Source organism: Streptomyces minutiscleroticus, from assembly GCF_014650875.1.
Lineage (GTDB): Bacteria > Actinomycetota > Actinomycetes > Streptomycetales > Streptomycetaceae > Streptomyces > Streptomyces minutiscleroticus.
Genome location: NZ_BMVU01000040.1, coordinates 20,891 through 46,127 on the forward strand (window position 1 = coordinate 20,891; position 25,237 = coordinate 46,127).

24 protein-coding genes and 2 pseudogenes are annotated in these 25,237 nt (G+C 73.8%); 14 read left to right on the forward strand and 12 right to left on the reverse strand.

What is annotated here, in order from left to right; translation table 11 throughout:
- Positions 1–19 precede the first annotated feature (19 nt).
- A complete protein-coding gene (locus tag IE271_RS29450) occupies positions 20–181 on the forward strand; it encodes a hypothetical protein (protein ID WP_190193515.1) in 162 nt (53 codons plus the stop codon).
- 7 nt (positions 182–188) lie between these two features.
- Here IE271_RS29450 and IE271_RS29455 read toward each other — a convergent pair whose 3' ends face one another.
- The 4 genes from IE271_RS29455 to mshD all read right to left on the reverse strand — a co-directional run bounded on the left by IE271_RS29455 (position 189) and on the right by mshD (position 5,277).
- A complete protein-coding gene (locus IE271_RS29455; protein WP_373308859.1) occupies positions 189–740 on the reverse strand; it encodes an NUDIX hydrolase in 552 nt (183 codons plus the stop codon).
- Complete coding sequence (locus tag IE271_RS29460) at positions 737–1,786, reverse strand: CHAD domain-containing protein (RefSeq protein ID WP_190193516.1); 1,050 nt, start codon at positions 1,784–1,786, stop codon at positions 737–739. Before IE271_RS29460 ends, IE271_RS29455 begins: the two co-directional genes overlap by 4 nt.
- Complete coding sequence (locus IE271_RS29465) at positions 1,767–3,998, reverse strand: RNA degradosome polyphosphate kinase (RefSeq protein WP_190193517.1); 2,232 nt, start codon at positions 3,996–3,998, stop codon at positions 1,767–1,769. Before IE271_RS29465 ends, IE271_RS29460 begins: the two co-directional genes overlap by 20 nt.
- Positions 3,999–4,350: 352 nt before the next feature.
- On the reverse strand, positions 4,351–5,277 hold the full coding sequence (gene mshD, locus IE271_RS29470) for a mycothiol synthase (RefSeq protein WP_190193518.1): 927 nt from the start codon (positions 5,275–5,277) through the stop codon (positions 4,351–4,353).
- 149 nt (positions 5,278–5,426) lie between these two features.
- Here mshD and IE271_RS29475 point away from each other — a divergent pair, with 149 nt between their 5' ends.
- From IE271_RS29475 to IE271_RS29480, 3 genes are all read left to right on the forward strand, one after another.
- On the forward strand, positions 5,427–7,244 hold the full coding sequence (locus tag IE271_RS29475) for a bifunctional metallophosphatase/5'-nucleotidase (RefSeq protein WP_190193519.1): 1,818 nt from the start codon (positions 5,427–5,429) through the stop codon (positions 7,242–7,244).
- Between the two features lie 326 nt (positions 7,245–7,570).
- Positions 7,571–7,705: a hypothetical protein gene (locus IE271_RS43420; RefSeq protein WP_268256228.1), complete on the forward strand. Its 135-nt coding sequence runs from the start codon at positions 7,571–7,573 to the stop codon at positions 7,703–7,705.
- A gap of 321 nt (positions 7,706–8,026) precedes the next feature.
- A complete protein-coding gene (locus IE271_RS29480; RefSeq protein ID WP_190193520.1) occupies positions 8,027–9,880 on the forward strand; it encodes an ABC transporter ATP-binding protein in 1,854 nt (617 codons plus the stop codon).
- Here the strand turns inward: IE271_RS29480 and IE271_RS29485 are convergent.
- The 5 genes and pseudogenes from IE271_RS29485 to IE271_RS29505 form a co-directional block, all read right to left on the reverse strand.
- Positions 9,762–10,891 (reverse strand): annotated as a pseudogene (locus tag IE271_RS29485) (pectate lyase family protein); the annotation flags it as partial. The gene IE271_RS29480 and the pseudogene IE271_RS29485 overlap by 119 nt on opposite strands.
- Positions 10,892–11,122: 231 nt before the next feature.
- Positions 11,123–12,556, reverse strand: coding sequence for a sensor histidine kinase (locus IE271_RS29490; protein ID WP_190193521.1), 1,434 nt, complete (start codon positions 12,554–12,556; stop codon positions 11,123–11,125).
- Positions 12,553–13,284: a response regulator transcription factor gene (locus tag IE271_RS29495; RefSeq protein WP_190193522.1), complete on the reverse strand. Its 732-nt coding sequence runs from the start codon at positions 13,282–13,284 to the stop codon at positions 12,553–12,555. Before IE271_RS29495 ends, IE271_RS29490 begins: the two co-directional genes overlap by 4 nt.
- Positions 13,285–13,325: 41 nt before the next feature.
- Complete coding sequence (locus IE271_RS29500; protein ID WP_190193523.1) at positions 13,326–13,559, reverse strand: hypothetical protein; 234 nt, start codon at positions 13,557–13,559, stop codon at positions 13,326–13,328.
- Positions 13,560–13,596: 37 nt separating this feature from the next.
- Positions 13,597–14,823 (reverse strand): S1C family serine protease, encoded by a 1,227-nt coding sequence (locus tag IE271_RS29505; RefSeq protein ID WP_190193524.1) that lies wholly within the window; start codon positions 14,821–14,823, stop codon positions 13,597–13,599.
- A gap of 367 nt (positions 14,824–15,190) precedes the next feature.
- Between IE271_RS29505 and IE271_RS29510 the strand changes: the two genes are divergently transcribed.
- Positions 15,191–16,945 carry a trypsin-like serine protease gene (locus IE271_RS29510; RefSeq protein WP_190193525.1) on the forward strand — a complete coding sequence of 585 codons (1,755 nt, stop codon included), beginning with the start codon at positions 15,191–15,193 and terminating at the stop codon, positions 16,943–16,945.
- 40 nt (positions 16,946–16,985) lie between these two features.
- Here the strand turns inward: IE271_RS29510 and IE271_RS29515 are convergent, their stop codons facing one another.
- Together IE271_RS29515 and IE271_RS29520 are read right to left on the reverse strand one after the other, a co-directional pair.
- Positions 16,986–18,008 (reverse strand): LacI family DNA-binding transcriptional regulator, encoded by a 1,023-nt coding sequence (locus IE271_RS29515; protein ID WP_190193526.1) that lies wholly within the window; start codon positions 18,006–18,008, stop codon positions 16,986–16,988.
- Between the two features lie 23 nt (positions 18,009–18,031).
- Entirely contained in the window at positions 18,032–18,865 is an 834-nt protein-coding gene (locus tag IE271_RS29520) for a response regulator transcription factor (protein ID WP_190193527.1), read from the reverse strand.
- A 306-nt stretch (positions 18,866–19,171) separates the two neighbouring features.
- On the opposite strand from IE271_RS29520, the pseudogene IE271_RS44375 reads away from it, so the two are divergent.
- From IE271_RS44375 to IE271_RS29555, 9 genes and pseudogenes are all read left to right on the forward strand, one after another.
- Positions 19,172–19,536: pseudogene (locus IE271_RS44375) on the forward strand (alpha/beta fold hydrolase); the annotation flags it as partial.
- Positions 19,494–19,688, forward strand: coding sequence for a hypothetical protein (locus IE271_RS42395; protein WP_229919633.1), 195 nt, complete (start codon positions 19,494–19,496; stop codon positions 19,686–19,688). The pseudogene IE271_RS44375 and the gene IE271_RS42395, both read left to right, overlap by 43 nt.
- Before the next feature lie 39 nt (positions 19,689–19,727).
- Positions 19,728–19,982, forward strand: a complete 255-nt coding sequence (locus IE271_RS29530) for a MoaD/ThiS family protein (RefSeq protein WP_190193528.1) — start codon at positions 19,728–19,730, stop codon at positions 19,980–19,982.
- Between the two features lie 10 nt (positions 19,983–19,992).
- Positions 19,993–21,537, forward strand: coding sequence for a hypothetical protein (locus IE271_RS29535; protein WP_190193529.1), 1,545 nt, complete (start codon positions 19,993–19,995; stop codon positions 21,535–21,537).
- Between the two features lie 160 nt (positions 21,538–21,697).
- Positions 21,698–22,459: an LmeA family phospholipid-binding protein gene (locus IE271_RS29540; protein ID WP_190193530.1), complete on the forward strand. Its 762-nt coding sequence runs from the start codon at positions 21,698–21,700 to the stop codon at positions 22,457–22,459.
- A gap of 195 nt (positions 22,460–22,654) precedes the next feature.
- Entirely contained in the window at positions 22,655–22,735 is an 81-nt protein-coding gene (locus tag IE271_RS44035; protein ID WP_350751515.1) for an Ms5788A family Cys-rich leader peptide, read from the forward strand.
- A 156-nt stretch (positions 22,736–22,891) separates the two neighbouring features.
- Positions 22,892–23,731, forward strand: a complete 840-nt coding sequence (locus IE271_RS29545) for a sulfurtransferase (RefSeq protein ID WP_190193531.1) — start codon at positions 22,892–22,894, stop codon at positions 23,729–23,731.
- 36 nt (positions 23,732–23,767) lie between these two features.
- Positions 23,768–24,055 (forward strand): DUF1416 domain-containing protein, encoded by a 288-nt coding sequence (locus IE271_RS29550; RefSeq protein WP_028421436.1) that lies wholly within the window; start codon positions 23,768–23,770, stop codon positions 24,053–24,055.
- Positions 24,056–24,183: 128 nt separating this feature from the next.
- On the forward strand, positions 24,184–24,516 hold the full coding sequence (locus IE271_RS29555; RefSeq protein WP_190193532.1) for a DUF3099 domain-containing protein: 333 nt from the start codon (positions 24,184–24,186) through the stop codon (positions 24,514–24,516).
- Positions 24,517–24,659: 143 nt separating this feature from the next.
- On the opposite strand, the gene IE271_RS29560 is transcribed toward IE271_RS29555, so the two are convergent.
- Positions 24,660–25,022: a DsrE family protein gene (locus IE271_RS29560; RefSeq protein WP_190193533.1), complete on the reverse strand. Its 363-nt coding sequence runs from the start codon at positions 25,020–25,022 to the stop codon at positions 24,660–24,662.
- Between the last annotated feature and the right edge of the window lie 215 nt (positions 25,023–25,237).

The following is a 25,237-nucleotide window of genomic DNA, read 5'->3' on the forward strand; positions in this document are numbered from 1 at the left end:
GCTGGGTACCGTGGTGCGTGTGACACAGCAGGCGGATCCGGTCTCCTCCGGACATCGCACGACGACGGTCGAACAGGGACGCTTCTGCACGGCCCGGTGCTCCTGCGGCTGGCGCGGTCCGGCCCGCCGCGCCCGCAGCCTGGCCAGGACCGACGCGGAGCGCCACGTCGAGCGGCCGTGACGCCGGGTCAGGCGTGCCGCGGAAGCGCCAGGAACTCGTCGACGAGCAGGCGGTCGCGGGAGCGGGTGAGACGCGCGCGGGCCGCTTCCGGGGACATCCAGCACACCCGGTCCACCTCGGCGTTGGGCACGAAGCGGCCCCCGGTCTCCTCGGCCGCCCAGTAGTGGACCACCTTCGGGCGTCCGTCGGCGACGTAGTGGGAGTCGGACAGTCGCGGGCCGGGGGCGCAGCGGTGGCCGGTCTCCTCCTCGACCTCGCGCAGCGCGGCCGCGAGCGGCTCCTCGGCGCGCTTCAGCTTGCCCTTGGGGTGCGACCAGTCGTCGTACTTCGGCCGGTGGACCAGGCAGATCTCCAGGGACCCGGTGCCGGGGGCGCGGCGCCACAGGACGCAGCCGGCCGCCCGGACCGTGCGCGCGGCGGCCGCCGGCCGCTCCCCGTGCCCGGCCGCCACCTGCTGCCCGTCCCCGGGCGCCACCTGCTGCCCGTCCCCGGGCGCCCGCCCGGGCGCCGCCCGCTCCCCGTGCTCCGTCCTCGGCCGTTCCCCGCCCGCTCCGGTCACGCCGTGCCCACCGCCTCCTTCGACCAGGCCCGCTGGAACGCGAAGCGGGCCGCCTCCACCTCGTGCCGCTGGTCGGCGTGGAGCACGCCGAGCGCGTACGCCGTCGCCGGGGCGATCCGCGGGGTGCGGGCCGCGGCCGCCGCGGCGGACGCCGCCTCCGACGCGTCCCGGTGCCGGTCCAGCGCCCGCCCCGCGTCGAGCAGGCGCACGTCGGCGCAGGGGGCGGTGTCGCCGTGCCGCACCTCGCGGGCGTAGCGGTGCAGCCGCAGCAGGAGGCGGACCTGGTGCCAGGGGGCGTCCTGCGGGTGCGGGGCCGCGTCCGGGGACAGGCCGTGCACCAGGGCCTCCGCGTTGTACGGGTGGCCCGCGGTGACCAGGGGCAGCGCGGCGATCGCGGCGGTGAGACGTTCCTCCGCGGCGCACGCCAGGGGCTCGAGGCCGGTCGTACGGGCCGCCGGGGCCAGCGGGACCTCACTGGCGAGCACCGCGACGCTGTCCGCGACCGCGTGGAACCGGGAGGAGCCCAGCGCCTGGAGCGCGGCGGAGTGGGCGCGGGTCCGGGCGAGGGTCAGCTGGCGCTCCAGGAGGGCGCCTGCCTTGGCCGCGCCGACCGCGAGGGCCCCCTTCTCCGGACCGGCCGTCCCCGCGCGGCCGTCGGCCTGCCCGGGCAGGGCCGGGGTGCCGGACAGCCGGTTCAGCGCCGCCAGCAGCCTCTCCAGGCGGGCCGCGTACGCGTGCTCGCGGGCCAGCGTGCCCGACAGCCAGGCCAGCTCGGGCCGCAGGGACTCCGACCAGTCGGCGTCGAGCAGCGGCCGGAAGGTGTGCAGCGTGCCGCTGATGCGGCGGGCCGAGCGGCGCAGGGCGCGCACCGCGTCGGCCGGTCCGTCCGCGCCGGACCCGGACCCGGACTCGCGGTGCTGCCGCAGCGAGCGCAGGAACTCCGTGGCCCGGTCCCGCAGATACGCGGCCAGGCGGTCGCCGTCCGCCGGGACGGTCGCCGGTGCCGTCGCCGGTCCGGCCACGGGGTCAGGGTTTCGCTGTGCCACGCCGGCGCCTCCGGGCGTCAATGAGCATCTCCTGGACGTTGCGCAGGGGGTGGCCCTCGGCGTCGGTCGCGTGCCGGGTCCACTCCCCGTCGGGGCCGAGGTGCCAGGAGGAGGTGGTGTCGGACATGCCGGTCTCCAACAGCCGGTTCAGGGACGCCCGGTGGGCCGGGTCCGTCACCCTGACCAGCGCCTCGATCCGGCGGTCGAGGTTGCGGTGCATCATGTCGGCGCTGCCGATCCACACCTCGGGCTCGCCGCCGTTGCCGAAGGCGAAGACCCGGGAGTGCTCCAGGAAGCGGCCGAGGACGGAGCGGACGCGGATGTTCTCCGACAGCCCCGGCACGCCCGGCCGCACCGCGCAGATGCCGCGCACCCACACGTCGACCGGCACGCCCGCCTGGGAGGCCCGGTACAGGGCGTCGACGACCGCCTCGTCCACCATCGAGTTGACCTTGATGCGGACGTGGGCGGGGCGGCCCGCGCGGTGGTGCTGGATCTCCTTGTGGATGCGGGAGACCAGGCCGTCGCGCAGCGACTTGGGGGCGACGAGCAGCCGGCGGTAGGTCTCGCGGCGCGAGTAGCCGGAGAGCCGGTTGAACAGGTCGGACAGGTCCGCGCCGACCTGCGGGTCCGCGGTCAGCAGGCCGAGGTCCTCGTAGAGCCGGGCCGTCTTGGGGTGGTAGTTGCCCGTGCCGACGTGGGAGTAGCGGCGCAGGGTGTCGCCCTCCTGGCGCACCACGAGCGAGAGCTTGCAGTGGGTCTTGAGGCCGACCAGGCCGTACACGACGTGGCAGCCCGCCTCCTCCAGCTTGCGGGCCCACTTGATGTTGGCCTGCTCGTCGAAGCGCGCCTTGATCTCGACCAGCACCAGGACCTGCTTGCCGGACTCGGCCGCGTCGATCAGCGCGTCCACTATCGGCGAGTCGCCGGAGGTCCGGTACAGCGTCTGCTTGATCGCGAGCACGTCCGGGTCGGCCGCCGCCTGCTCCAGGAACGCCTGCACGGAGGTGGAGAAGGAGTCGTACGGGTGGTGCAGCAGCACGTCCCGCTCGCGCAGGGCGGCGAAGACGTCGGGCGGCGAGGCCGACTCGACCTCGGCGAGGTCGCGGTGGGTGCCCGCGACGAACTTGGGGTACTTCAGCTCCGGCCGGTCCAGGGCCCCTATCCCGAACAGGCCCGTGAGGTCCAGCGGGCCGGGCAGCGGGTACACCTCGGCCTCGCCGATCTTCAGCTCGCGGACCAGCAGGTCGAGCACGTACCGGTCGATGGACTCCTCGACCTCCAGGCGCACCGGCGGGCCGAAGCGGCGCCGCATGAGCTCCTTCTCCAGGGCCTGGAGCAGGTTCTCGGCGTCGTCCTCCTCGACCTCCAGGTCCTCGTTGCGGGTGAGGCGGAAGGTGTGGTGCTCCAGCACCTCCATGCCCGGGAAGAGCTCCTCCAGGTGCGCGGCGATCACGTCCTCGATGGGGACGTAGCGGTCCGGGGAGGCCTCCAGGAAGCGGGAGAGCAGCGGCGGGACCTTGACGCGGGCGAAGTGGCGGTGGCCCGAGACGGGGTTGCGCACGACGACCGCGAGGTTCAGCGACAGGCCCGAGATGTACGGGAAGGGGTGCGCGGGGTCGACGGCCAGCGGGGTGAGGACCGGGAAGATCTGGTGCCGGAACAGGGTGAAGAGGCGGGCCTGCTCCTTCTCGGTCAGCTCGTTCCAGCGCACCAGGTGGATGCCCTCGTCGGCGAGCGCCGGGGCCACGTCCTCCTGGTAGCAGGCGGCGTGCCGGGCCATGAGCTCGCGGGAGCGGGCCCAGATCATCTCCAGCACCTCGCGGGGCTGGAGGCCGGAGGCGGAGCGGGTGGCGACGCCGGTGGCGATGCGGCGCTTGAGGCCGGCCACCCGCACCATGAAGAACTCGTCGAGGTTGCCGGCGAAGATCGCGAGGAACTTGGCGCGCTCCAGCAGCGGCGTGGAGGGGTCCTCGGCGAGCTCCAGGACCCGCTCGTTGAACGCGAGCCAGCTGCGCTCCCGGTCCAGGAACCGGCCCTGCGGCAGCTGCGCCCCGTCCTCGTCCAGGTCCTCGTAGGCGTCCAGGTCGGCGTCGATGTCCGGTTCCAGGTCGGAGACCGCGGACGCCACCGTGTGCGGGCGGTGCGCGGCGATGGAGCCCACGGAGGGCTGCGGGTGCTGGACCTGCTCCTCGGTCTTCTGCTGACTCATGAACCCATTCTTCCGTGCGCGGGCCGGTACGGGCGCGTCGGCGAGGGCGGGAGGCAGCATGCCGTCGGGGTGGGGGGCGGCCCCGTTCGCCGGCGGAGTGTCCGGCGGAGGCGAGGGCTCGGGCACGGCGGGGTTCATTGCCTGAGCGTCGCAAGCCCGTCTGAATCGACGGTTACGGCGACATGACGTGCGGGACACCGGGGGGAGACCCGCGGGCGTCCGCGAGGGCCGGGCTCCGCGGAGCGGCAGGGCTCCGGGGCCGCCCTGGCGGCCCAGGGGCCCGGTGGCTCCGGGGCCCGCGCGGGCGGCCGTGCGGACCGGTGCCGGACGGCCGGCCCGCACGGGCGCGCGGTCAGGACTCCGTGCGGTACATCAGGTCCGTCTCGTACGTGGTGAAGCCGAGGCGCTCGTAGACCGAGACCGCCGCCTTGTTGTCGGCGTCGACGTACAGCATCGCCGTGGGCAGGCCCCGGGCGGCCAGGTGGCGCAGGCCGACCGTGGTCAGGGCCCTGCCCAGGCCGCCGCCCTGCGCGCCGGGCCGCACGCCCACCACGTACACCTCGCCCAGTCCCTCCTCGGCGTGCACCTTCGTCCAGTGGAAGCCGACCAGCTCCTCGCCGCGGAAGGCCAGGAAGAAGCCGGACGGGTCGAACCAGGGCTCCGCGACGCGGTCGTCGAGGTCCCGCTGGGTGAGCGAGCCCTGCTCGGGGTGGTGGGCGAAGGCCGCCGCGTTCACCGCGAGCCAGGCGGCGTCGTCCCGCCCCGGCATGAAGGCGCGGACGGTGACGCCCTGCGGCAGCACCGGCTCGGGCAGCTCCAGGTCCGTCAGCGGGCGCCGCATCTGGCGCAGCTCGCGGAAGAGGGTGAGGCCGAGGACCTGCGCCAGGTGCCGGGCCGCGGCGTGCCCGCCGTGCGCCCAGACGCGCAGCCGCTTGCCGGTCCGGGTGAGCAGCGCGGTGCCCAGGGCGCGCCCGTGCCCGTGCGCGCGGTGGTCCGGGTGCACGACGAGTTCGGCGGCCGGCGCCTCGACCGGGTCGGTGCCGTCCAGCTGCGCGTACCCGACGAGGTCGTCGCCCACGGTCAGGAGCAGGTGCTGCACGCCCTCGCGCGCGCCGCCGCGCAGCTGCAGCCTGCCCTGCTCGGACACCGCCTGCTGCCGGTCGGTGCGGGCGGCGGTCGCGAGCAGCGCGAACACGGCCTCCGTCTGCTCGGGGGTCGGCTCGGAGACGGTCTCGATGCGGCGGAGGGGACGGGACGTGGCGGTGTCGTCGCTGGTCATGGCTACGAGAGTACGGGCTGTCCGGTTCATGGCGAAGTGCACCCGACGGCAACCACTCCGTAACCCTGGACCCCCTGTTTCGCTACGCGCGTTGACCCTAGGCTGCGCCAGGACGGAACCCCGTTCACACACCACGCACAGGGGGGCACATGCCAGCCTCGACCCAGCCACAGCGCGAAGGACGCCGCGCCCGGCGGCTCCTCGCGGCCGCCGCCGGCCTCGCCACCGTCGGCGCGCTCACCGCGGCGCTGCCGGCCGCGGCGGGCGAGTCGCACCACGGCAAGGGCGGCAAGCACCAGGACGAGCGGAGCCGCTACCAGGACGTGCAACTGCTGTCCTTCAACGACCTGCACGGCAACCTGGAGCCGCCGTCCGGCTCCTCGGGCCGGGTCACCGAGACGCAGGCCGACGGCACCACGAAGACGGTCGACGCGGGCGGTGTCGAGTACCTGGCGACGCACCTGCGCCAGGCCCGCAAGGGCAACGCGTACTCGATCACCGCGGCCGGCGGCGACATGGTCGGCGCCTCGCCGCTGATCTCCGGCCTGTTCCACGACGAGCCCACGATCGAGGCGCTGAACAAGCTCGACCTCGACGTGACCAGCGTGGGCAACCACGAGTTCGACGAGGGCGCCAAGGAACTGGCCCGCCTGCAGAAGGGCGGCTGCCACCCCACCGACGGCTGCTACGTCGAGGGCAAGAAGTTCCAGGGCGCCGACTTCCCCTACCTCGCCGCCAACGTGCTCGACGAGAAGAGCGGCAAGCCGGTCCTCGCCCCCTACTGGGTGTGGAAGAAGAACGGCGTCAAGGTCGGCTTCATCGGCGTGACCCTGGAGAACACCCCCGGCGTCGTCTCCGCCGAGGGCGTGAAGGGCCTGAAGTTCAAGGACGAGGTCGAGACGATCGACAAGTACGCCAAGGTGCTCCAGAAGCAGGGCGTCAAGTCGATCGTCGCGCTGATCCACGAGGGCGGCGCGCCCGCCTCCTCCTCGTACAACTACGACTGCGACGCCCCGGGCGCCGGCGACGGCATCTCCGGCCCGATCGTCGACATCGCCGAGAACGTCTCGCCCATGGTCGACGCGCTGGTCACCGGCCACACGCACAACGCGTACGTGTGCACGATCGACGACCCGGCGGGCAAGCCGCGCATGGTCACCTCGGCCGCCTCCTTCGGCCGTCTCTACACGGACACCACGCTGACCTACGACCGCCGGACCGGCGACATCGCCCGTACGGCCGTGAAGTCCGCGAACCACGTCGTCACCCGCGACGTGCCCAAGGCGCCGGACATGACCAGCCTGATCGGCAAGTGGAACGCGCTGGCCGCGCCCATCGGCAACCGCGCCGTCGGCCACATCTCCGGCGACATCGGCACGGCCGGCACCGAGTCCCCGCTCGGCGACCTGATCGCCGACGCGCAGCTCGCGTACGGCAAGGAGCTGGACCCGGAGACCGACCTCGCGTTCATGAACCCGGGCGGCATCCGCACCGGCCTGACCTACGCGGCGAGCGGCAGCGAGGGCGACGGCGTGGTGACGTACGCGGAGGGCTTCGCGGTGCAGCCGTTCGCCAACACCGTCAACCTGAAGGACATCACCGGTGAGCAGCTGATCAAGGTGCTCCAGGAGCAGGTCAGCGGCGCGAACGCGGCCTCGCCGAAGGTCCTGCAGATCTCCTCCGGGCTGACCTACACCCTGGACCTGACGAAGTCGGGCGCCGAGCGCGTGGTCGCGGACTCGGTCCGGCTGAACGGCGCCGCGATCGACCCGTCCGCCACCTACCGCGTCGCGATGAACAGCTTCCTCGCGGGCGGCGGCGACGGCTTCACCACGCTGGGGCAGGGCACGAACGAGCTGGTGGGCGAGGACGACCTGGCCGCCCTCACCGACTACCTGACGGCCAACTCCTCGGCCGCCGACCCGATCGAGCCGCCGGCGGCGGACCGGATCACGGTCGTGCGGTAGCGCGCAGGTACGCCTGCGGTTCCCTCTGCGGGGGCGGTGGGTGGTGTCCGGCCGGACACCACCCACCGCCCCTTCCTTTTTCTCTCCCTCCCGCTCCCCTTTTCCCGGCAATGATCTCGGTGAATTCCGTGTAAGCGGCGTCATAAAGTCTGTGTGAAATGCGTTTCGGTTCCCGGGGGACGCTGAAAACAGGTCTCAGGGGCATTTCATCGAGGTCTCAGCGGATATGGCTTTTTCGGGTTCCGGTGTCCCGTAGTGTTTTCCGTGTCGAAGCCGAACAAGGCGAACGGCAAAAGGAATTCACTTCACGAGAAAGAGGGACTCCCATGAGCTTCCACAAGGTCGCCCCGGTCAAGAAGGCCCGCAAGGCCGCTCCGGCCCCGAAGAAGCAGGCCGCGAAGGCCGCCCCGAAGGCGCCCGCGAAGAAGGCGCGGCGCCGCCCGGTCGGCAACAACCGCTAGGCGCCGGCCGCGGCCGCACAGGCCACCCGGCGGGCCGGGGCCGCACGGTCCCGGCCGCCGGGCCGCCCGCCACGCCACGAGGCGGGGCCCCGGACGCGCCCGGCGGCCCCGCCTCGGCCGTGTCCGGCGGACCTGTCGCGGCCGTGTCCGGCGGACCTGTCGCGGCCGTGTTCGGCGGACCTGTCGCGGCCGTGTTCGGCGGGTCCGCGGGTCCTGACCAGGGGGTCTGCCCGGCCCGTTCGCCGGCCCGCTCCGCCGGTCCGCTCCGGCGGTCCGTGTGCCGGCCCGTCCGGCCCGTCTCATGAGGGAGAACCAACGACCATGCGGAAAGCCCGGAAGGCCTTCGCCCGTTTCTGGCCGCTCACGCGCGGCGACCGCCGGTGGCTGCTGCTGATCATCGGCTGCGTCGTCGTGTCCGCGCTGGCCGAGACCGCGTCGATCCTGCTCTTCGCCGACCTCACCGACCACGCCCTGAAGGCGGGCTCGCTCTCCGCGTTCTGGGGCCCGGCCGGCGCCTGGCTCGGCGTCGCCGTGCTCGGCGCGCTCGTCGGCTACCTCGGCAACTCGCTCGCCGCGTGGACCGCCGAGCGCTTCGTCCTGCGACTGCGGGCGCACGTCTTCCGCCACGTCCAGCGGATGCCCCCGCACTTCTTCCAGCGCCACCGCCGGGGCGACCTGGTGGCCCGGCTCACCGGCGACGTCGAGGCCATCGAGCAGATGGTCGTCTCGGGCGTGGTCGGCACCGTCTCCGCCGCCTTCTCGGCCGTCTTCTACGCCGCCGCCGCGCTCTGGCTGCGCTGGGACCTGGCCCTCGCCACCTTCGTCCTCGCCCCCGTCCTCCTCCTCACGGCCCGCCGCTTCTCCGGCCGCATCAGCTCGGCCGCGCGGGACGAGCGGACCGCCGACGGCGCCCTCACCTCCGTCGTCGAGGAGGCCCTCGGCAACATCGTGCTGACCCAGGCGTACAACCGCCGCCGCGACGAGGAGCGCCGCCTGGACCGCGAGGCCCGCGCCTGGCTGCGGGCCAGTGTGCGCGGCGCCCGCGCGAGCGAGCTGTACGAGCAGTTCGTCGAGGTCATGGAGACGCTGTGCGTGCTCGCCGTGATCGGCCTCGGCGCGTGGGAGATCTCCCAGGACCGGATGTCGCTGGGCGACCTGCTCGCCTTCGCGGCCTTCCTCGGCTACCTCTACCCGCCGGTCCGCAGCCTGGGCGGACTGGGACTGACGCTCACCGCCGCCACGGCGGGCGCCGACCGCCTCCGGGAGGTCCTCGACGCCCGTCCCGCCGTGACCGACCCCGCCGACCCCGTCGCCCCGTGGCCCGTCCGCGGGCGGGTGAGCCTCCACGGCGCGTCCTTCCGCTACCCGGGCGCGGCCGCCGACTCGCTGCGGGACGTGACGTTCACGGCGGGACCCGGCGAACTCGTGCTGGTCACCGGCGCCAGCGGGGCCGGCAAGTCGACCCTGTCCAAGCTGCTCCTGCGCTTCTACGACCCGGACGCGGGCGCGGTGCGCCTGGACGGCGTCCCGCTGCCGGACCTGCCACTTGATTTCCTGCGCGAGAACGTCGCCCTGCTGCCCCAGGAGACGCTCGTCCTGCACGGCACCGTCCGCGAGAACATCGCGTGCGGACGGCCCGGCGCGAGCGACGCCGAGATCGAGCGCGCGGCCCGGGACGCCGCCGCGCACGACTTCATCAGCGCCCTGCCCGAGGGCTACGACACCCCTCTCGCCCCCGGCACGGCGGTCCTCTCCGGCGGCCAGCTGCAGCGCGTCGCCATCGCCCGCGCCATGCTGCGGGCCGCGCCGGTGCTCGTGCTCGACGAGCCGACCGCCGGCCTCGACGCGCTCGCCGCCCGCCAGGTGGTGCGGCCGCTGCGGCGGCTGACGGCGGGCCGTACGACCGTCATGATCACGCACGACCTCCACCTCGCCCCCGACGCCGACCGCGTCCTCGTCGTCGAAGAGGGCCGGCTGGTGGAGTCGGGCACCCACGCGGAGCTGCTGGCCAGGGGCGGTGCGTACGCCCGGCTGCACGGGGCGGCGGCGCCCGCGGCCCCGGTGGCCGCGGTGGTGGAGGCCGCGGCCGTCGTCGTCCCGATCGTGGACCGCGGACCGGCGCCCGCCTTGACCAGCGACGGCACGTCCGCCGCCTTGTCGAGGGTGTGGCCGTAGTACGTCTTCGCCTCGAACGCCGTGCCGCCGCTCTCGTTGCGGCCGCTGGTGCCCGAGAAGACGTTGCCGCGCTGCACGACCGACGCGGTGCTGTCCTTGATCACGGGATTGACGAAGCCCTGGAAGCAGCTGTTCTCCAGCAGCGTCCTCGTCGCGCCGCGCGCGTAGTTGCCGTACGAGGAGGTGATGTCGGTGCCCGCCACGTCCTCCGGGTAGTTGTTGTAGAGGTGCGCGTGGGCGGCGTTGTCGGTGGAGGGGTTGCGCTGCCCGGTCTCGCGGATCCAGTTGTGGTGAACCGTGATGCCGGTGACGACGTTCCCGGTCCAGCCGATGCCGAAGGCCTTGTTGTCGTTGCTCAGCCGGTTCCAGGACACGGTGACGTACGTACTGTCCTTGCGGACGTCGATCAGCCCGTCCGCCATGCGCCGCAGGCCGTTGTGGTCGATCCACACATGGTGCGCGCCGTCCGTCTGGACGGCGTCGAAGTCGTGCTCCTTGTCGTTCCGGACTCCTTGGTACGTGTCCCGGACGGTCAGATTCCGGATGATCGCGTTGTGCACGCCGGAGCCGAGGAAGAAGCCCCCCGCCGACGATCTGCCCGGCGGTGCCGGAGCCGACGATCGTCTTGTCGGAGGCGACCTTGATCTCCTTGCCCACGGGCGAGATGTCGATCGTCCCGGCGACGACGATGACGTACGGCTCGGCGGCCGTGGCGTACTTCTCCAGGTCGGCCTGGGTCCTCACGGTCACGGTCCGACCGTCCCGGCCGCCGTACGTGCCGTTCTGGCCGAGGGCGTCGACGGAGGCGAAGCCGTCCGCGGTGGCGGTCGCCCAGGCCGGGGCGGCGGCGGTGACGGTGGCGGCGGACGCCTGCCGGACGCCGGTGCCGAGGAGGCCGGTGCCGGCTCCGTGGGCCAGGGTGCCGGCGGCGACCAGGGCCAGCGGGACGCCGGCCGCCAGCGCGGTCGTCCTGCTCCTGCGGTGCCGTGCCTTGCTGCGGGTGTCGGTCACGGGGTGCTCCCGGTCGGGTCGAGTGAAGGGCGGATCGGTTCACTCGCTCGTGGGAGCCGAGGGGGGAAAGGTTGCCGGGGGCGGGGAGGAGCCGGAGGCCGGGCCGGCCCACCGGGGGCCTCTCCTCCCCGGGAGGCGCCTGCTCCGTGCCTGCTCCGCGCCGGCTTTACGCCTGCTCGGCGCCTGCTCCGGCCGGTGGGGACCGTCGCCGGACGCGGCCCGGGGCGGGCCTCAGAGGGCCAGGTCGGGCGGGGGTGTGGGCGCCCCCGGCAGCCGTACCGTCACCGTCGTGCCGCCGCCCTCCGCGCGGGTCAGCGTCACCTCGCCGCCCGCCTGCCGGACCGTACGGGCCACGATGGACAGGCCCAGGCCGGAGCCGGGCAGGGACCGCGCCGACGGCGAGCGCCAGAAGCGGTCGAAGACGTACGGGAGCTCCTCGGCGGCGATGCCGGGGCCGTGGTCGCGGACGGTGAGGACGCCGCCCGTGAGCCGGACCTCGATCGTGCCGCCCTCCGGGCTGAACTTCACCGCGTTGTCCAGGATGTTGACGAGCGCGCGCTCCAGCGCGGCCGGCTCCGCCCGGGTGTACCACGGCTCCAGGTCGGCCGTGATGGTCAGCTCCGGACCGCGCAGCCGGGCCCGGCGCAGGGCGGTCTCCACGGTGTCCCGCAGCGGGATCACCTGGACGCGCTCACCGCGCTGCCCCTCCGAGCGGGACAGCTCCTGAAGGTCCCCGATCAGCGAGGCCAGCTCCGTCATCTGGGCCTTCACCGAGGCCAGGAGCGCCTTGCGGTCGGCCTCGGGGATCGGGCGGCCGGTCTCCTCGCTGCGGGTGAGCAGCTCGATGTTCGTACGGAGGGAGGTGAGGGGGGTGCGGAGCTCGTGGCCGGCGTCCGCGATCAGCTGCTGCTGGAGTTCGTGGGAGCTGGCCAGGGACGACGTCATGGAGTTGAAGGAGCGGGACAGGCGGGCGATCTCGTCGTCGCTGTCGTCCTCGACGGGGATGCGGACGGTGAGGTCCTCGGTGCGGGCGACGTGCTCGACCGCCTCGGTCAGCCTGTCCACGGGGCGCAGGCCGGCCCGGGCGACCGCGAGGCCGGCGGCACCGGCGCCGAGGACCCCGACGCCGGAGACGAGGAGCAGGATCAGCGCCAGGTCGTTGAGCGTGCCCTGGGTGCTCTTCAGGGAGACGGCGACCATGAGGCCGACGGTGGGACCCGGCGTCCCGGCGAGGGTGGTGGTCGGCATCGGCTTGAGCATCACCCGGACCGCGTCGCCGTCCGCGTCGGTGCCGTTGCGGAAGTACAGCTTGCCGGTGTCGCCGTTCCCGATCTGGTCCTTGTCGGCCTGGGTGACCTTGATCTTCCCGACGGAGGAGTCGAGGACGCAGACGGTCCCGTCCTCCCTGACCAGCTGCAGGTAGTTGTTCCGGTAGGGGCTGTCGGTGCTCTGCGGGGTCTCGGAGCAGTTGTTGAGGGCGGAGTTGAGCGCCTGGTCGGGGGCGCGCACGCCCCTTTGCAGATCGTCGTTGACCTGTTCGTACAGCCTGCTCTGCACGATGAACCAGCAGGTCACCGACACCGCCGCCACCGCGAACGCCACCGCCGCCGCGACCAGCAGCGCCAGCCGCGAGCGCAGCGGCAGCGCACGGAACCGCCTGATCACTCCGCGCCGCCCGACCGCAGGACGTACCCCACGCCCCGCACGGTGTGCACCAGGCGCGGCTCGCCGCCCGCCTCGGTCTTGCGGCGCAGGTACATGACGTACACGTCCAGGGAGTTGGAGGAGGGCTCGAAGTCGAAGCCCCAGACGGCCTTCAGGATCTGCTCGCGGGTGAGGACCTGGCGCGGGTGGGCGAGGAACATCTCCAGGAGGGTGAACTCGGTGCGGGTCAGCTCGACCGCGCGGTCGCCCCGGGTCACCTCGCGGGTGGCCAGGTCCATGCGCAGGTCGGCGAAGGTGAGCGCGTCGTCCTCGGGCGCGCCGACCGCCGACGCCGCGTACGAGCTGCGGCGCAGCAGCGCCCGGATGCGGGCGAACAGCTCGTCCAGTTCGAAGGGCTTGACCAGGTAGTCGTCGGCGCCCGCGTCGAGGCCGGTCACGCGGTCGCCCACGGTGTCGCGGGCGGTCAGCATCAGGATGGGCGTGGTGGTGCCCGCGCCGCGGATCCGGCGGGCGGCCGTCAGCCCGTCCATGCGGGGCATCTGGATGTCCAGGACCACCAGGTCGGGCTGGTAGGCGGAGGCCTTCTCCAGCGCGTCCGCGCCGTCCACGGCCACCTCGGTGTCGTAGCCCTCGAAGGCGAGGCTGCGCTGGAGCGCCTCGCGTACGGCGGGCTCGTCGTCGACGATCAGGATGCGCTGGGGGTCACGGTCGCCATCGGCGGGGCTCATGGGCGTGGTGTTCCTCGGGTGCGGTGGGTCGGGTCCGGCTCTCAGCCTCGCACGATCGCCGTCGGCGGTGTGCGGCCGCGTCGGGGACGCGCGGCGCGGCGGCGGGCCGCGGAGCGGCGCACGGACCGGGGGAGGGCCGGCGGGGCGACCTCGGGGGCGCGGCCGGCCGGCGGGTGCAGCTCGCGGGCCACCTCCAGGGCGAGGCCGAGTCCGGCGGGGTCGCCGCCCGCGACGGTGTGGGCGATCTGCGCGACCTGCGTGACGTGCCTGGTCATGAGGGTCTCCTGGGAAGGGGACGGGCCCGCGGGCGGCTCAGCTGTCGGAGCCGCCGGCGCGCAGGGTGTCGAGGTCGGCCTTGACGGTGTCGATCGGGATGGCGAAGCCGAGGCCGACGCTGCCCGCGCCGGAGGAGGACGAGGAGTCGCCGCTCGCGGAGTACATCGCGGAGTTGATGCCGATGATGTCGCCGTTCATGTCGATCAGCGCGCCGCCGGAGTTGCCCGGGTTCAGCGAGGCGTCGGTCTGGATCGCCTTGTACGTGGTCGTGGACGAGCCGGTGTCGCCGTTGAACTGCTGCCCGCCGAACTCGAACGGCCACTGGCCGCTGCCGCCGCCCCGGCCGGACTGCTGCCCCTGGCTCTCGTCCGTGGAGACGGTGACGTCGCGGTCGAGCGCGGAGACGATGCCGCTGGTGACGGTGCCGGTCAGGCCCTCGGGGGAGCCGATCGCCACGACCTCGTCGCCGACCTGGACGGCGGAGGAGTCGCCGAGCGCGGCGGCCGTCAGACCGGAGGCGTTCTCCAGCTTGATCAGCGCGAGGTCCTTCTTGCTGTCGGTGCCGACGACCTGCGCGGTGTACTCCTTGCCGCCGCTGGTCGACACCTTGATCGAGGAGGCGCCGGAGATCACGTGGTTGTTGGTGACGATCTCGCCGTCGCCGGTGATGATCACGCCGGAGCCGGTGGACTCGCCGGAGTCGGAGGAGGCGCTGATCTCGACGATGCTCGGGCCGACCGCCTCGGCGACGCCCGCGACGGTGCCCTTCCTGGCCGCGGCCACCACGCTCGTGCCGGTGCTGGTCGAGGTGGTGTCGTTGCCGGTCAGCTCCTGGAAGGCGTAGGCGGTGCCGCCGCCCACGGCCGCGGCCGCGATGGCGACGGCGGCGAGCAGGGCCAGCGGCCCCCTGGCGCGCTTCTTCGGGGCGGGGGCGGCGGGAACCGGCTCCGCGAGGAGCGCGGTGGGGGCGGCGGGGTGCCCGTCGGAGCCGAAGGCCGCGAAGGACCCGCCGGAACCGGAACCGGGACCGCCCTCGCCGCCCCGGCCGGACCCGGACCAGGCGGTGGCGTCCGCTCCGGCGGCCGGCGTGGCCGGCTCGTACGCCGGCGGGGGCGGCCACTCCGGGTTCACGGGGGAGTGCCGCCGGTCGTACGAGGACGGAGCGGGCTGGAGAGGCTGCGCGGGCCGGACGGGCTGCGCGGACTGCTCGGACGGCTGCTGGTCACCCTGGTACTCGCCGCTGCGGCGGAAGCTCTCGGTCATGGAGAAGAGCCTGTCGCGCGATCATGAGAGCTCCCTGAGCGCGCTCTGAGAAGCCCGGCAGAACCTCGTATGCCCGATATAAAGCCGTCCGCGAGGCGCCCGGGGGCGGGAAACGGCGGGTTGCCGCGAGGTGAGGGCGCGGAGGGCGCCGGACGAATACTTGTCCACTGCATGTGAAGGCCCTGTGCCGGGAGGGGCGCGCGGCCTACGATCACCGCGCCGGAGGGGGGCTCCGCGGTTCGCCCGGTCCGACGCGGACGCCCGCGCTCGGCCGGGCCGGTGCGTCGTACGCCCTTCTCGGGCCATCGAATCCCCCGGCCCCCGTCCGACGGGCCCGGGACGACACCCACGCACCCAGGAGCCCTGAGTGATACGTGCCCTGCGCGTCCGCCTGAGACGCCCTTCGAGGGTGCTGCCCGCGGCCGCCCTCGCACTGGCGCTGAGCTGCGCCGGAGCCTTCGCCGCCCAGCCCGCGGCCGCCGCCGGCGGCGCGGCGGACCTGCCCGACCCGGGCGTCGCCCGGACCGCCGCCGTCCCCGCCCCGACCGCCTCCGACCGGGAGCTGCGCGAGCGGGTCGTGGCGGCCGCCGAGGACCGGGCGGTGCCCGAGACCCCCAAGAGGACCCCGTTCGTCATCGGCGGCACCGAGACGAGCATCTCCGGCGCGCCGTGGATGGTCCAGCTCGCCTACTACGACGCGACCACCGAGGACAGCTACTTCTGCGGCGGCACCCTGGTCGCCCCGAACAAGGTCCTCACGGCCGCCCACTGCGTCGCCGGCCTGGACTGGGCGGAGAACGGCGCCGTCGTGGCCGGCGCCACCGGCCTGTACGACGGCACCAGCGGCACCGTCGCGGGCGTCTGGTCGCAGTGGAACCACACCCGCTACAACGGCGAGACCTACCAGCACGACATCGCGGTCCTCACCCTCGACCGCCCGCTGGACCAGCCGTGGCTGCGCCTGGCGGCCGCCGGCGACACCCCGTCGTACACGCCCGGCCGGACCGGCACGGTGTACGGCTGGGGTCTGACCTCGGGCGCCGAGGACGCCGACCTCTCGGCGACCCTGCGCAAGGCGAGCCTGCCGCTGGTCGACGACGCCACCTGCGACAGCGCGGCGAAGTCGGTCTTCGGGCAGGACTACTTCGTCGAGGGCTCGATGGTCTGCGCCGGCACCCCGGCGACCGGCGCCGACGAGGGCACCACGACCCCCTGCAACGGCGACTCCGGCGGCCCGCTCGTGGTCGGCAACAAGGTCGTCGGCATCGTCTCCTGGGGCGTCGAGGGCTGCACCGCCCAGGGCGCCTACCCGGTCTTCACCAAGGTCTCCTCGTACACCTGGGCCGCCCAGCCGCGCATCGACGACGCCGACCGGTCGTTCGACGGCCGGGCCGACCTGCTGGCCCGCACCCCGTCCGGCGGCCTGTTCGAGCAGGTCAGCCAGGGCACGTCCCTCGCGCAGCGGAGCTTTTTGAGCCACGGCTGGCAGGACGTGAGCTGGGGCCTTCAGGCCGACCTCGACCGGGACTGGTTCCAGGACCTGGTCATCCGCGACAAGAACGACGGCAAGCTCTACCGCAGCTACTTCGACCACGGCGCCGGCGACTACACCTGGATGCAGATCACCTCGGTGTGGGGCGGCTACACGTCGTACGCGATCCCCGGCGACATGACCGGCGACGCCCGCCCCGACCTGGTCGCGGTGGACACCGACGGCTCGGTCTACCTCTACCCGGGCAAGGGGACCGGCGAGTTCTACGGCAAGGTGAAGGTCGTCGACAGGTCCTGGAAGGGCGTGACGGTCTTCGGGCACGGCGACCTGTCCGGCGACGGCCGGGCCGACCTGCTGGTCCGCAACGGCTCGGGCGTCCTGTACCTCTACCGCGGCACCCAGCAGGAGCACACGCCGTGGTCGACGCGGATCGAGGCCCGCACCGGCTGGAACTTCACCTCGTACGTCGCGAACGGCGACATGACCGGCGACGGCATCGCGGACGTCGTCACGCGTGACTCCGGCGGCAGGCTGTGGCTCTACCCGGGCACCAACAGGGCCTCCGCCGACCTCTTCGGCGCGCGGATCGGCCTGGGCGGCGGGTTCGACCAGTACGACCTGCTGTTCTAGGCGACTCTCCGCACGGGGTGCGCCGGTCCCGTCGGTCCGCTCAGCCGCAGCCGCAGGACCGGCGCACCACCAGCCGCGAGGGGAACTGCTTCAGGCGCTCCCGGCGGGACCCGGCGACCCGCAGGCCGTCGTCGAGCACCAGGTCGACGGCCGCGCGGGCCATCGCGGGGCGGTCGGAGGCGACCGTCGTCAGCGGCGGGTCGGTGAGCCCCGCCTCCTTGACGTCGTCGTAGCCGGCCACGGCCAGTTCGCCGGGGACGTCGATGCGCAGCTCGCGCGCCGCGCGCAGGACGCCGATCGCCTGGTCGTCGGTGGAGCAGAAGATCGCCGGGGGCCGGTGCGGTCCCGCCAGCAGCTCCAGGGCGACCTGGTAGGCGTCGTAGCGGTTGTAGGGGGCCTCGAACAGTCGGCCCTCGGTGTCCAGGCCGGCCTCCTGCATCGCGCGCCGCCAGCCCTCGACGTGGTCGGAGACCGGGTCGCCGACCTCCGGCGTCTCGGAGGTGCCGCCCAGGCACGCGACGTACGGGTGCCCGTGCTCCAGCAGGTGCCGGGTGGCGAGCTGGGCGCCGCCCACGTCGTCGGTGACGACGGCCACGTCGTCGATCGCCTCGGGCCGCTCGTGCAGCAGCACCACCCGGGCGTCCCAGGCATCGATCTCTGCGGCGGCGTTGTCGGTCAGCGCGTGGCTGACCAGGATCAGGCCGGAGACCCGCATGCCGAGGAAGGCGCGCAGATAGTGCACCTCGCGCTCGGCGACGTAGTCGGAGTTGCCGACCAGGACCATCTTGCCGCGCTCGGCGGCGGCCTGTTCGACCGCGTGCGCCATCTCCCCGAAGAAGGGCTGGCGCGCGTCCGGCACGATCATGCCTATGAGGTCCGTCCGCCGCGACGCCATCGCCTGCGCGACGCGGTCGGGCCGGTAGCCCAGCTCCTTGATCGCGGCGAGGACGCGCTCGCGCGTGGCCGGGGCGACCGGCCGGGGTCCGTTGTTGATGACATAGCTGACGACGGCGGTGGAAGTACCCGCCAGTCGCGCCACGTCGTCCCGTGTCACCTTGGCCACGCGCGGAGTCTACGCGGATGGACCTACCTCTGGGCAGGCCGTGCGGCGGCTTCCTGGGGCTCGGCCCCGGCGTCCGCGGAGGCGGCGTGCGCCGTCACGCCCGTCTCGTCCTCTTTCGTCCCGGACGCCGCGGCGCCCTCCCCGGCCTCGCCCGAGCGCGCCGGGGTCCCGGCGGGCCGCTCCGGCTTCTCGGGCGTGACGAAGCGGTAGCCCACGTTGCGGACGGTGCCGATCAGCGACTCGTGCTCGGGGCCGAGCTTGGCGCGCAGCCGCCGCACGTGGACGTCGACCGTGCGCGTGCCGCCGAAGTAGTCGTAGCCCCAGACCTCCTGGAGCAGCTGGGCCCGGGTGAAGACCCGGCCCGGGTGCTGCGCGAGGTACTTGAGCAGCTCGAACTCCTTGAAGGTCAGGTCCAGGACCCGGCCCTTGAGCTTGGCGCTGTAGGTCGCCTCGTCCACCGAGAGGTCGCCGTTGCGGATCTCCATGGGGGAGTCGTCGGCGACGATCTGCTGGCGGCCCATGGCCAGCCGCAGCCGCGCCTCGACCTCGGCCGGGCCCGCGGTGTCGAGCAGGACGTCGTCGATGCCCCAGTCGGCGGTGACGGCCGCGAGGCCGCCCTCCGTCACGACGAGGATCAGCGGACAGCCGGGCCCCGTGGACCGCAGCAGCTGGCACAGGCTGCGCACCTGCGGCAGATCACGGCGCCCGTCGATCAGGATCACGTCGGCACCGGGGGTGTCGACCAGCGCGGGGCCCTCCGCCGGGGCCACGCGCACGTTGTGCAGCAGGAGGCCGAGGGCGGGGAGCACCTCCGTGGACGGCTGAAGGGCGTTGGTCAGGAGCAGCAGAGAACTCATCGCGCTCCCCCCGCCCGGATCGTCATACGTTCGTGCACGGTTCGCTCGCCCATAACGTCTGGTTCCTCCTCGGTCCCTGCGTGGGGGCACCTCCCACGCCCCGGTCCGGGGGCGGCGGGGGAGTTCTGCGGCACTGCTTCGTACAGAGGGCGGAGCCCGCCCCGTGGGCTCCGCGACTGCGCCGCGGGCGCCGTATACAGCGTTCGTATACAACGCCCGGTAAAGCACAAGAGGACCCGGGGGCAACACTGCCCGAGTCCTCTGCTCAGCAGAATAGCCCACATGAGTTCGGGTCCGGCAGGTCATGTGACGCGATCATCTCCCCGGCCGTGCCCCGCGGACGGCGCCGCGCGGAGCCGCCGCGCCCCCGCGCACGCCCTGCTCGAGGCGGCCGACGGGGTGGCGATCGACGCCGCGTACACACCGGAAACACCGACGATGACGGTCCGGTCATCGTCGTCGCACACGGCTTCACCGGCGATCTCGGCCGCCCGCACGTGCGCCGCGCGGCGGGCCTCCTCGCGCGGCACGCGGCCGTGGTGACCTTCTCCTTCCGCGGTCACGGGGCCTCCGGCGGCCGGTCCGCGGCCGGCGACCGCGAAGTGCCGGACCTGGCGGCCGCGGTGGAGTGGGCCCGGAGCCCGGGGCACCGGAGGGCGACCACGGTCGGCTGCTGGGGGCACCACCACCCCGGATACCGGCCGCCGCCTTCGGCGGTCACGCGCGGCTGTGGCCGGAGCGCGGCACGGGCCACGCCGAGCACGCGGCGGACGACGGGCTGCCGGACCGGATCGGGGCGTGGGCGGTCCGCGCGGCGGGCTAGCCTGGCCGTGTCGACCGTCGTCACCGAGTGAGGAAGCAGATGGCAAAGGGCACGGTGCGCTACTGGGCGGCCGCCAAGGCCGCCGCCGGCGTCGCCGAGGAGCCGTACGAGGCGGACACGCTCGCCGCGGCACTCGACGCGGCCCGCGAGCGGCATCCCGGCGAACTGGTGCGCGTACTGCGGCGATGCTCGTTCCTCGTCGACGGGGATCCCGTGGGCACCCGCGGGCATGAGACGGTACGCCTGGCCGAGGGCGGCACGGTCGAGGTGCTCCCGCCGTTCGCAGGAGGGTGACCTTCAGACCATGAGCAACCAGCCCTACGAGGGGCACGGCGCCCATCACCGGCAGCCGGCCCCCCAGCCGCGGTACGAAGACGTCGTGCCCGCCCCGCAGGACGACCACACCCAGCGGTGGGAGGGGCAGACCTGGGAGACCCAGGTGCAGCCGCCCGTCACCGCCGCCGACCTGGCCGAGACGGCGTACCTGCCCCCGCAGACGGGGGCGGATCCGGTGTACGGCCACGGGCACGCGGCACCGGACCCGTACGGCCACGCCGGACAGCAGGCGGCCCAGGGCGGGCAGGGGTACGGCGACGGGCAGGGGTACGGCGGACCGTCCGGCTCCGGCCACCCCCACTCCGCCCCGCAGACGACCTACGGCCAGCAGGCGTCCTACGGCCGGCAAGCGCCCGCGTCCTACGGCCAGCAGGCGCCCTACCAGCAGGCGTCCTACCAGCAGGCGTCCTACCAGCAGGTCTCGTACGGCCGGCAGGTCTCCTACGGCGGACAGGCCGGGCAGCCCGGCGGCTTCGGCGGGCCGGCCGCCCATGGGCAGCCGGCCGACTCCGGGCACGCGCAGCAGTACGCCGGGACCGGCGGGCCGTACGGCGCCCCGTACGGAGGGACCGGGCAGTACGGCGTCACCGGGCAGGCGCTGCCCCCGGAGGCGCCGGCCGGGACGGCCGGGCACCCGGCGCCGCAGGTCCCGCACCCCGCCGCCGCGCACGCCGCACCGGCCCCGGCGGAACCGGCCGCGCCGGGCACCGACGGCGGACCGGCCTACGGTCCGCCCACCCTCACCGGCAACGCCCGGATCACCGACGCCCAGCGCGCCCGCGCCGAGGGCCGCTCGCCGATCATCGAGCCGGGCATCCAGCCCGCCGCCCTCACCGCCGTGCTCGGGCTGCTGCTCTCCGGCGCGGCCGCGATCGGCTCGTACGCGCTGCTCGTGCCGCTGGTGCTGCTGCAGGCCGTGACCGCCGCCGGCTGGTTCCGGCTGAACGGCATGTGGCCCGCCCGCCAGGGCATCGCGCTGGCCTTCCTCGGCGCGCTCGTCGCGGACGCGGCCCTGCTCGCGGCCGGCCGGGAGCACGGCCCCGCGGCGATCCTCGGCGCCCTGGGCGTGTGGGTCCTGCTCTCCCTGGTCCTCCAGCTGCGCAGTCACGCCGACCCCGACGAGCGGATGTACGGCCTGATGGCGACCGTCGCGTCGGCGGCCCTCTCGATCATTGCGGCCGGGCACCTCGCGGCCGTGCCGGACGCGGTGACGACGGGCGCCGCCGCGGTGGCGGTGGGCATCCTGGTCCGCGCGCTGCCGCTGCCGACCCCGGTGTCCGTGGTGGTGTCCCTGCTGGCCGCGGCCGCCGCGGGCTGGGTCGTGGGCGGCATGACGGACCTGGGCACGGGCGGCGCCCTGCTCGGCGCCGGCGCGGGGCTGTGCGCGCTGATCGGCCACCGGGTCGCCGCCTACGACTACCCGTCCCGCTTCGTCCACATGACGGCGGGCGTGGCGCTGCCGCTCGCCGCCGCCGCCCCGGCGGTCTACCTGCTGGGACGCGCCCTGGTCTGACCCGGGACCGGCCGTCGCGTGTGTCACGGATGATCGACAACCGGCCGTCGCCTCCACGACGGGGGCGGCGGCCGGAGTTACGCTCGCGGTCCGGCGTCCGTCTGGCCCGCCGGTGACCGTTGTCGTGGGCGAGCGCCCGGGGTGGGGGAAAGACCGAGACATGCGTGCACTGCGAATACTGCTGGTCCTCGCCCTCGTGCTGGGCGGGCTCTTCGTGCTCGCCGACCGGCTCGCGCTGAACTATGCCGAGGACCGGGTGGCCGAGAGGCTGAAGAACAACGAGGGGCTGGCGCGTACGCCCGACGTCTCCGTCCAGGGTTTCCCCTTCCTCACCCAGCTGGCGGGCGGCAGGCTCGACGAGGTCCGGGTCGGCATCGAGGACTTCGAGGCGTCCGCCGAGGGGACCGGCGACGGCGGCTCCGGCGGCACGGGCGGCGACGCGATCCGCATCGACCGGCTGGACGCGCGGCTGCACGGCGTCACCCTCTCCGGGGACTACAGCTCCGCCACCGCCGACTCCGCCACCGGCACCGCCACGATCGGGTACGACGAGCTGCTGCGGACGGCCAAGGCCGAGCCGATCCGGGTCACCTCCGGGATCACCGCCCGGGTCGTCGGGCTCTCCGACGGCGGCGACGGCAAGATCAAGGTCCAGGTGGAGGCGACGGTGCTCGGCACCAAGCTGCCCCAGCCGGTCACCGTGCTCAGCTCCGTCGCCGTGAAGGACGACAGGATCGAGGTGCGCGCCGACTCCCTGCCCGACCTGGGCGTGGCCCTGGCCGAGAACAAGTTCCGCGAGATAACCGACATCCAGCAGCGGATCGACGGGCTGCCGGGCGGCATCGCGCTCGACAAGGTGGCCGCCGCGAAGGACGGGGTCGAGATCACGGTGAAGGGTTCGGACGTGGAGCTCGCCGGGTAGGACGCACCGGAGGCGGACACCTGTCCGACAGGCGAGACGGAGCCGTCCGCACCGCGGCGCGCAGGGGCCGGGAGCCGCACCGGTCCCGGCCGGGGACTCCCCCGGTGCTCCGTCTTTCCCGTATGCCGGACGATCGCGTCTCAGTATGCGACATACCGGTGACACGCGCGCCGGTACGTCCCTACGATCGGTGACATGAAGCGACAGGCGGATCTCACGAAGCGGCGGGCAGTAGACCTGTGCCGCGTCGCCGCCATGCTCTGTCGCCCCTTCTGAGCGGGAGCACCGCCTCCCGAGCCCCGCGGCACCCGACCGTCCTCGTCGGGTCCGCCCGTGTGCCGCGTACGCCCCCGGACCCCCGGCCCGCGTGCCCGCGCCCGCCCGAGCACCCCAGCACAGCACCGCCGCAACTGCCCCGGAGGAGAGAACAGCATGAGCCGCAGCGACGTCCTGGTAGACGCCGACTGGGTCCAGGAGCACCTGGACGACCCGCAGGTCGTCCTCGTCGAGGTCGACGAGGACACCACCGCGTACGACAAGAACCACATCAAGAACGCGATCAAGCTCGACTGGACGAAGGACCTGCAGGACCCGGTCCGCCGCGACTTCCTCGACCAGGAGGGCTTCGAGAAGCTCCTGTCGGCCAAGGGCATCGCCAACGACAGCCTGGTCGTCCTCTACGGCGGCAACAACAACTGGTTCGCGGCCTACGCCTACTGGTACTTCAAGCTGTACGGCCACGAGAACGTCAAGCTCCTCGACGGCGGCCGCAAGAAGTGGGAGCTGGACGCCCGCGAGCTGGTCGAGGAGGTGCCGGAGCGCGCCGCCACCCAGTACAAGGCCAAGCCGCAGGACACCTCGATCCGCGCCTTCCGCGACGACGTCGTCGCCGCGATCGGCAACCAGAACATCGTCGACGTGCGCTCGCCCGACGAGTTCTCAGGCAAGCTCCTCGCCCCGGCCCACCTGCCGCAGGAGCAGTCGCAGCGCCCCGGCCACGTGCCGACCTCGCGCAACATCCCGTGGTCGAAGAACGCCAACGACGACGGCACCTTCAAGTCCGACGACGAGCTCAAGGCCCTCTACGAGGACGAGCGGATCGACCTGTCCAAGGACACCATCGCCCTGTGCCGCATCGGCGAGCGCTCCTCGCTGACCTGGTTCGTGCTGCACGAGCTGCTCGGTGTCGAGAACGTCAAGAACTACGACGGCTCCTGGACCGAGTACGGCTCCCTCGTGGGTGTGCCGATCGAGCTCGGCCCGGCCAAGTAAGACCCGAGTCACGAGCCTCAAGGACGGAACCGACATATGTGTGGAGCGAAGGCCGGCGGCCCCGACGCCTCGACGATCAAGCCCGGTGAGACCACCATCCAGGGCCAGGTGACCCGGGACGGCGAGCCCGTGACGGGGTACGTCCGCCTGCTGGACTCGACGGGCGAGTTCACCGCCGAGGTGCCCACCTCGGCGACCGGACAGTTCCGCTTCTACGCGGCCGAGGGCACCTGGACGGTGCGCGCCCTGGTGCCCGGCGCCACGGCGGACCGTACGGTCGTCGCGCAGAAGGGCGGCCTCGCCGAAGTGGCGATCGCCGTCTGAACGGTCTCTCCCGCGGGCGCCGGTCCCCGGCCGGCGCCCGCGGCACGCCGCAGGGCCGCACCCCGGGAGCCGGACGCTCTCCCGGACGGGTGCGGCCCTGCGGCCGTCCGCGGGCATAGCCTGGAGACATGTACCGGCGAAGGCGCCACGTCTACTTCGCGATGATGGGGACCTGCCTCGGCCTGTTCGTGCTGGCCTGGGGGGTCGTACGCCTCTGGTCGGTCCCCGCGGCCGTGGCCATGTGCGTCGTGGCCATGGTGATCCCGCCGCTCGCCGCGATCACGGCCAACCGGCGCGGCCCCGAGGACCGCTGGTGGGACGAGAGGCCCGGCGCCCCCGGAGAGCCCGGCGGCCGCGGGGCGCGGTCCCGGTCCGACCGGGCGGACGGCGGGCACGACCCCGAGTCCGAGGCGTGGTGGGACGAGCTCGACCGCAGGGGCGGACGGGGCGGGCGGGACTGACGGCCCGCGGACCGACGCGGACCGGCGCGCGGTGTCGATCGGACCGGTGCGCGACGGTGATCGGACCGGCGCACGACGGTGATCGGACCGGTACGGGGACGCGGACCGTCGGCCGGTGGCGGCCGGTACGGGGGCGCCCGCCGTCAGTAGACGAGGGCCTGGGTCTCCTCCGCCATGGCCTCCTGCACGAACACCTGCGCGCCCGCGATCCGCACGCCCTCGATGACGTCCTTCTCGGTGATGTCGCGGCGCGCGGCGCACTGCGTGCACAGCGTGATCCGGCCGCCGGCCAGGATCGAGTCCACGAGGTCCGGCAGCGGGGCGGCGTGCGGCAGCTCGAACTCGGCGGCCCGGCCCGGCAGGGCGAACCAGGCGGACTCGCCGGTCAGCCACAGCGAGACCTCCACGCCGCTCGCGACGGCGACCGCCGCCACCGTGAACGCCTGAGAGCAGCGTTCGGGGGCGTCCGCCCCCGCCGTCACCTTGATCACGAGCTTCTTCGCCATGGCCGAATCGTAGTCACTCCCGCACGGCCGGTGGAGGCGCCGGCCCGGCCCGCGCTGCGGTGGGGCGCCGGGCCGGACCGACCTCACGGAGAGTCCCCGGGCCCGGACGACTAAGCTGGGGTCCGGCTCTGCCGCCACCCCGCCTCCGGCCCCGGCCGGGCGGGGAGCCGTCCGTCCACCGCGTCACCCGAGGAGCACCCCGTGCTTGAGGCATT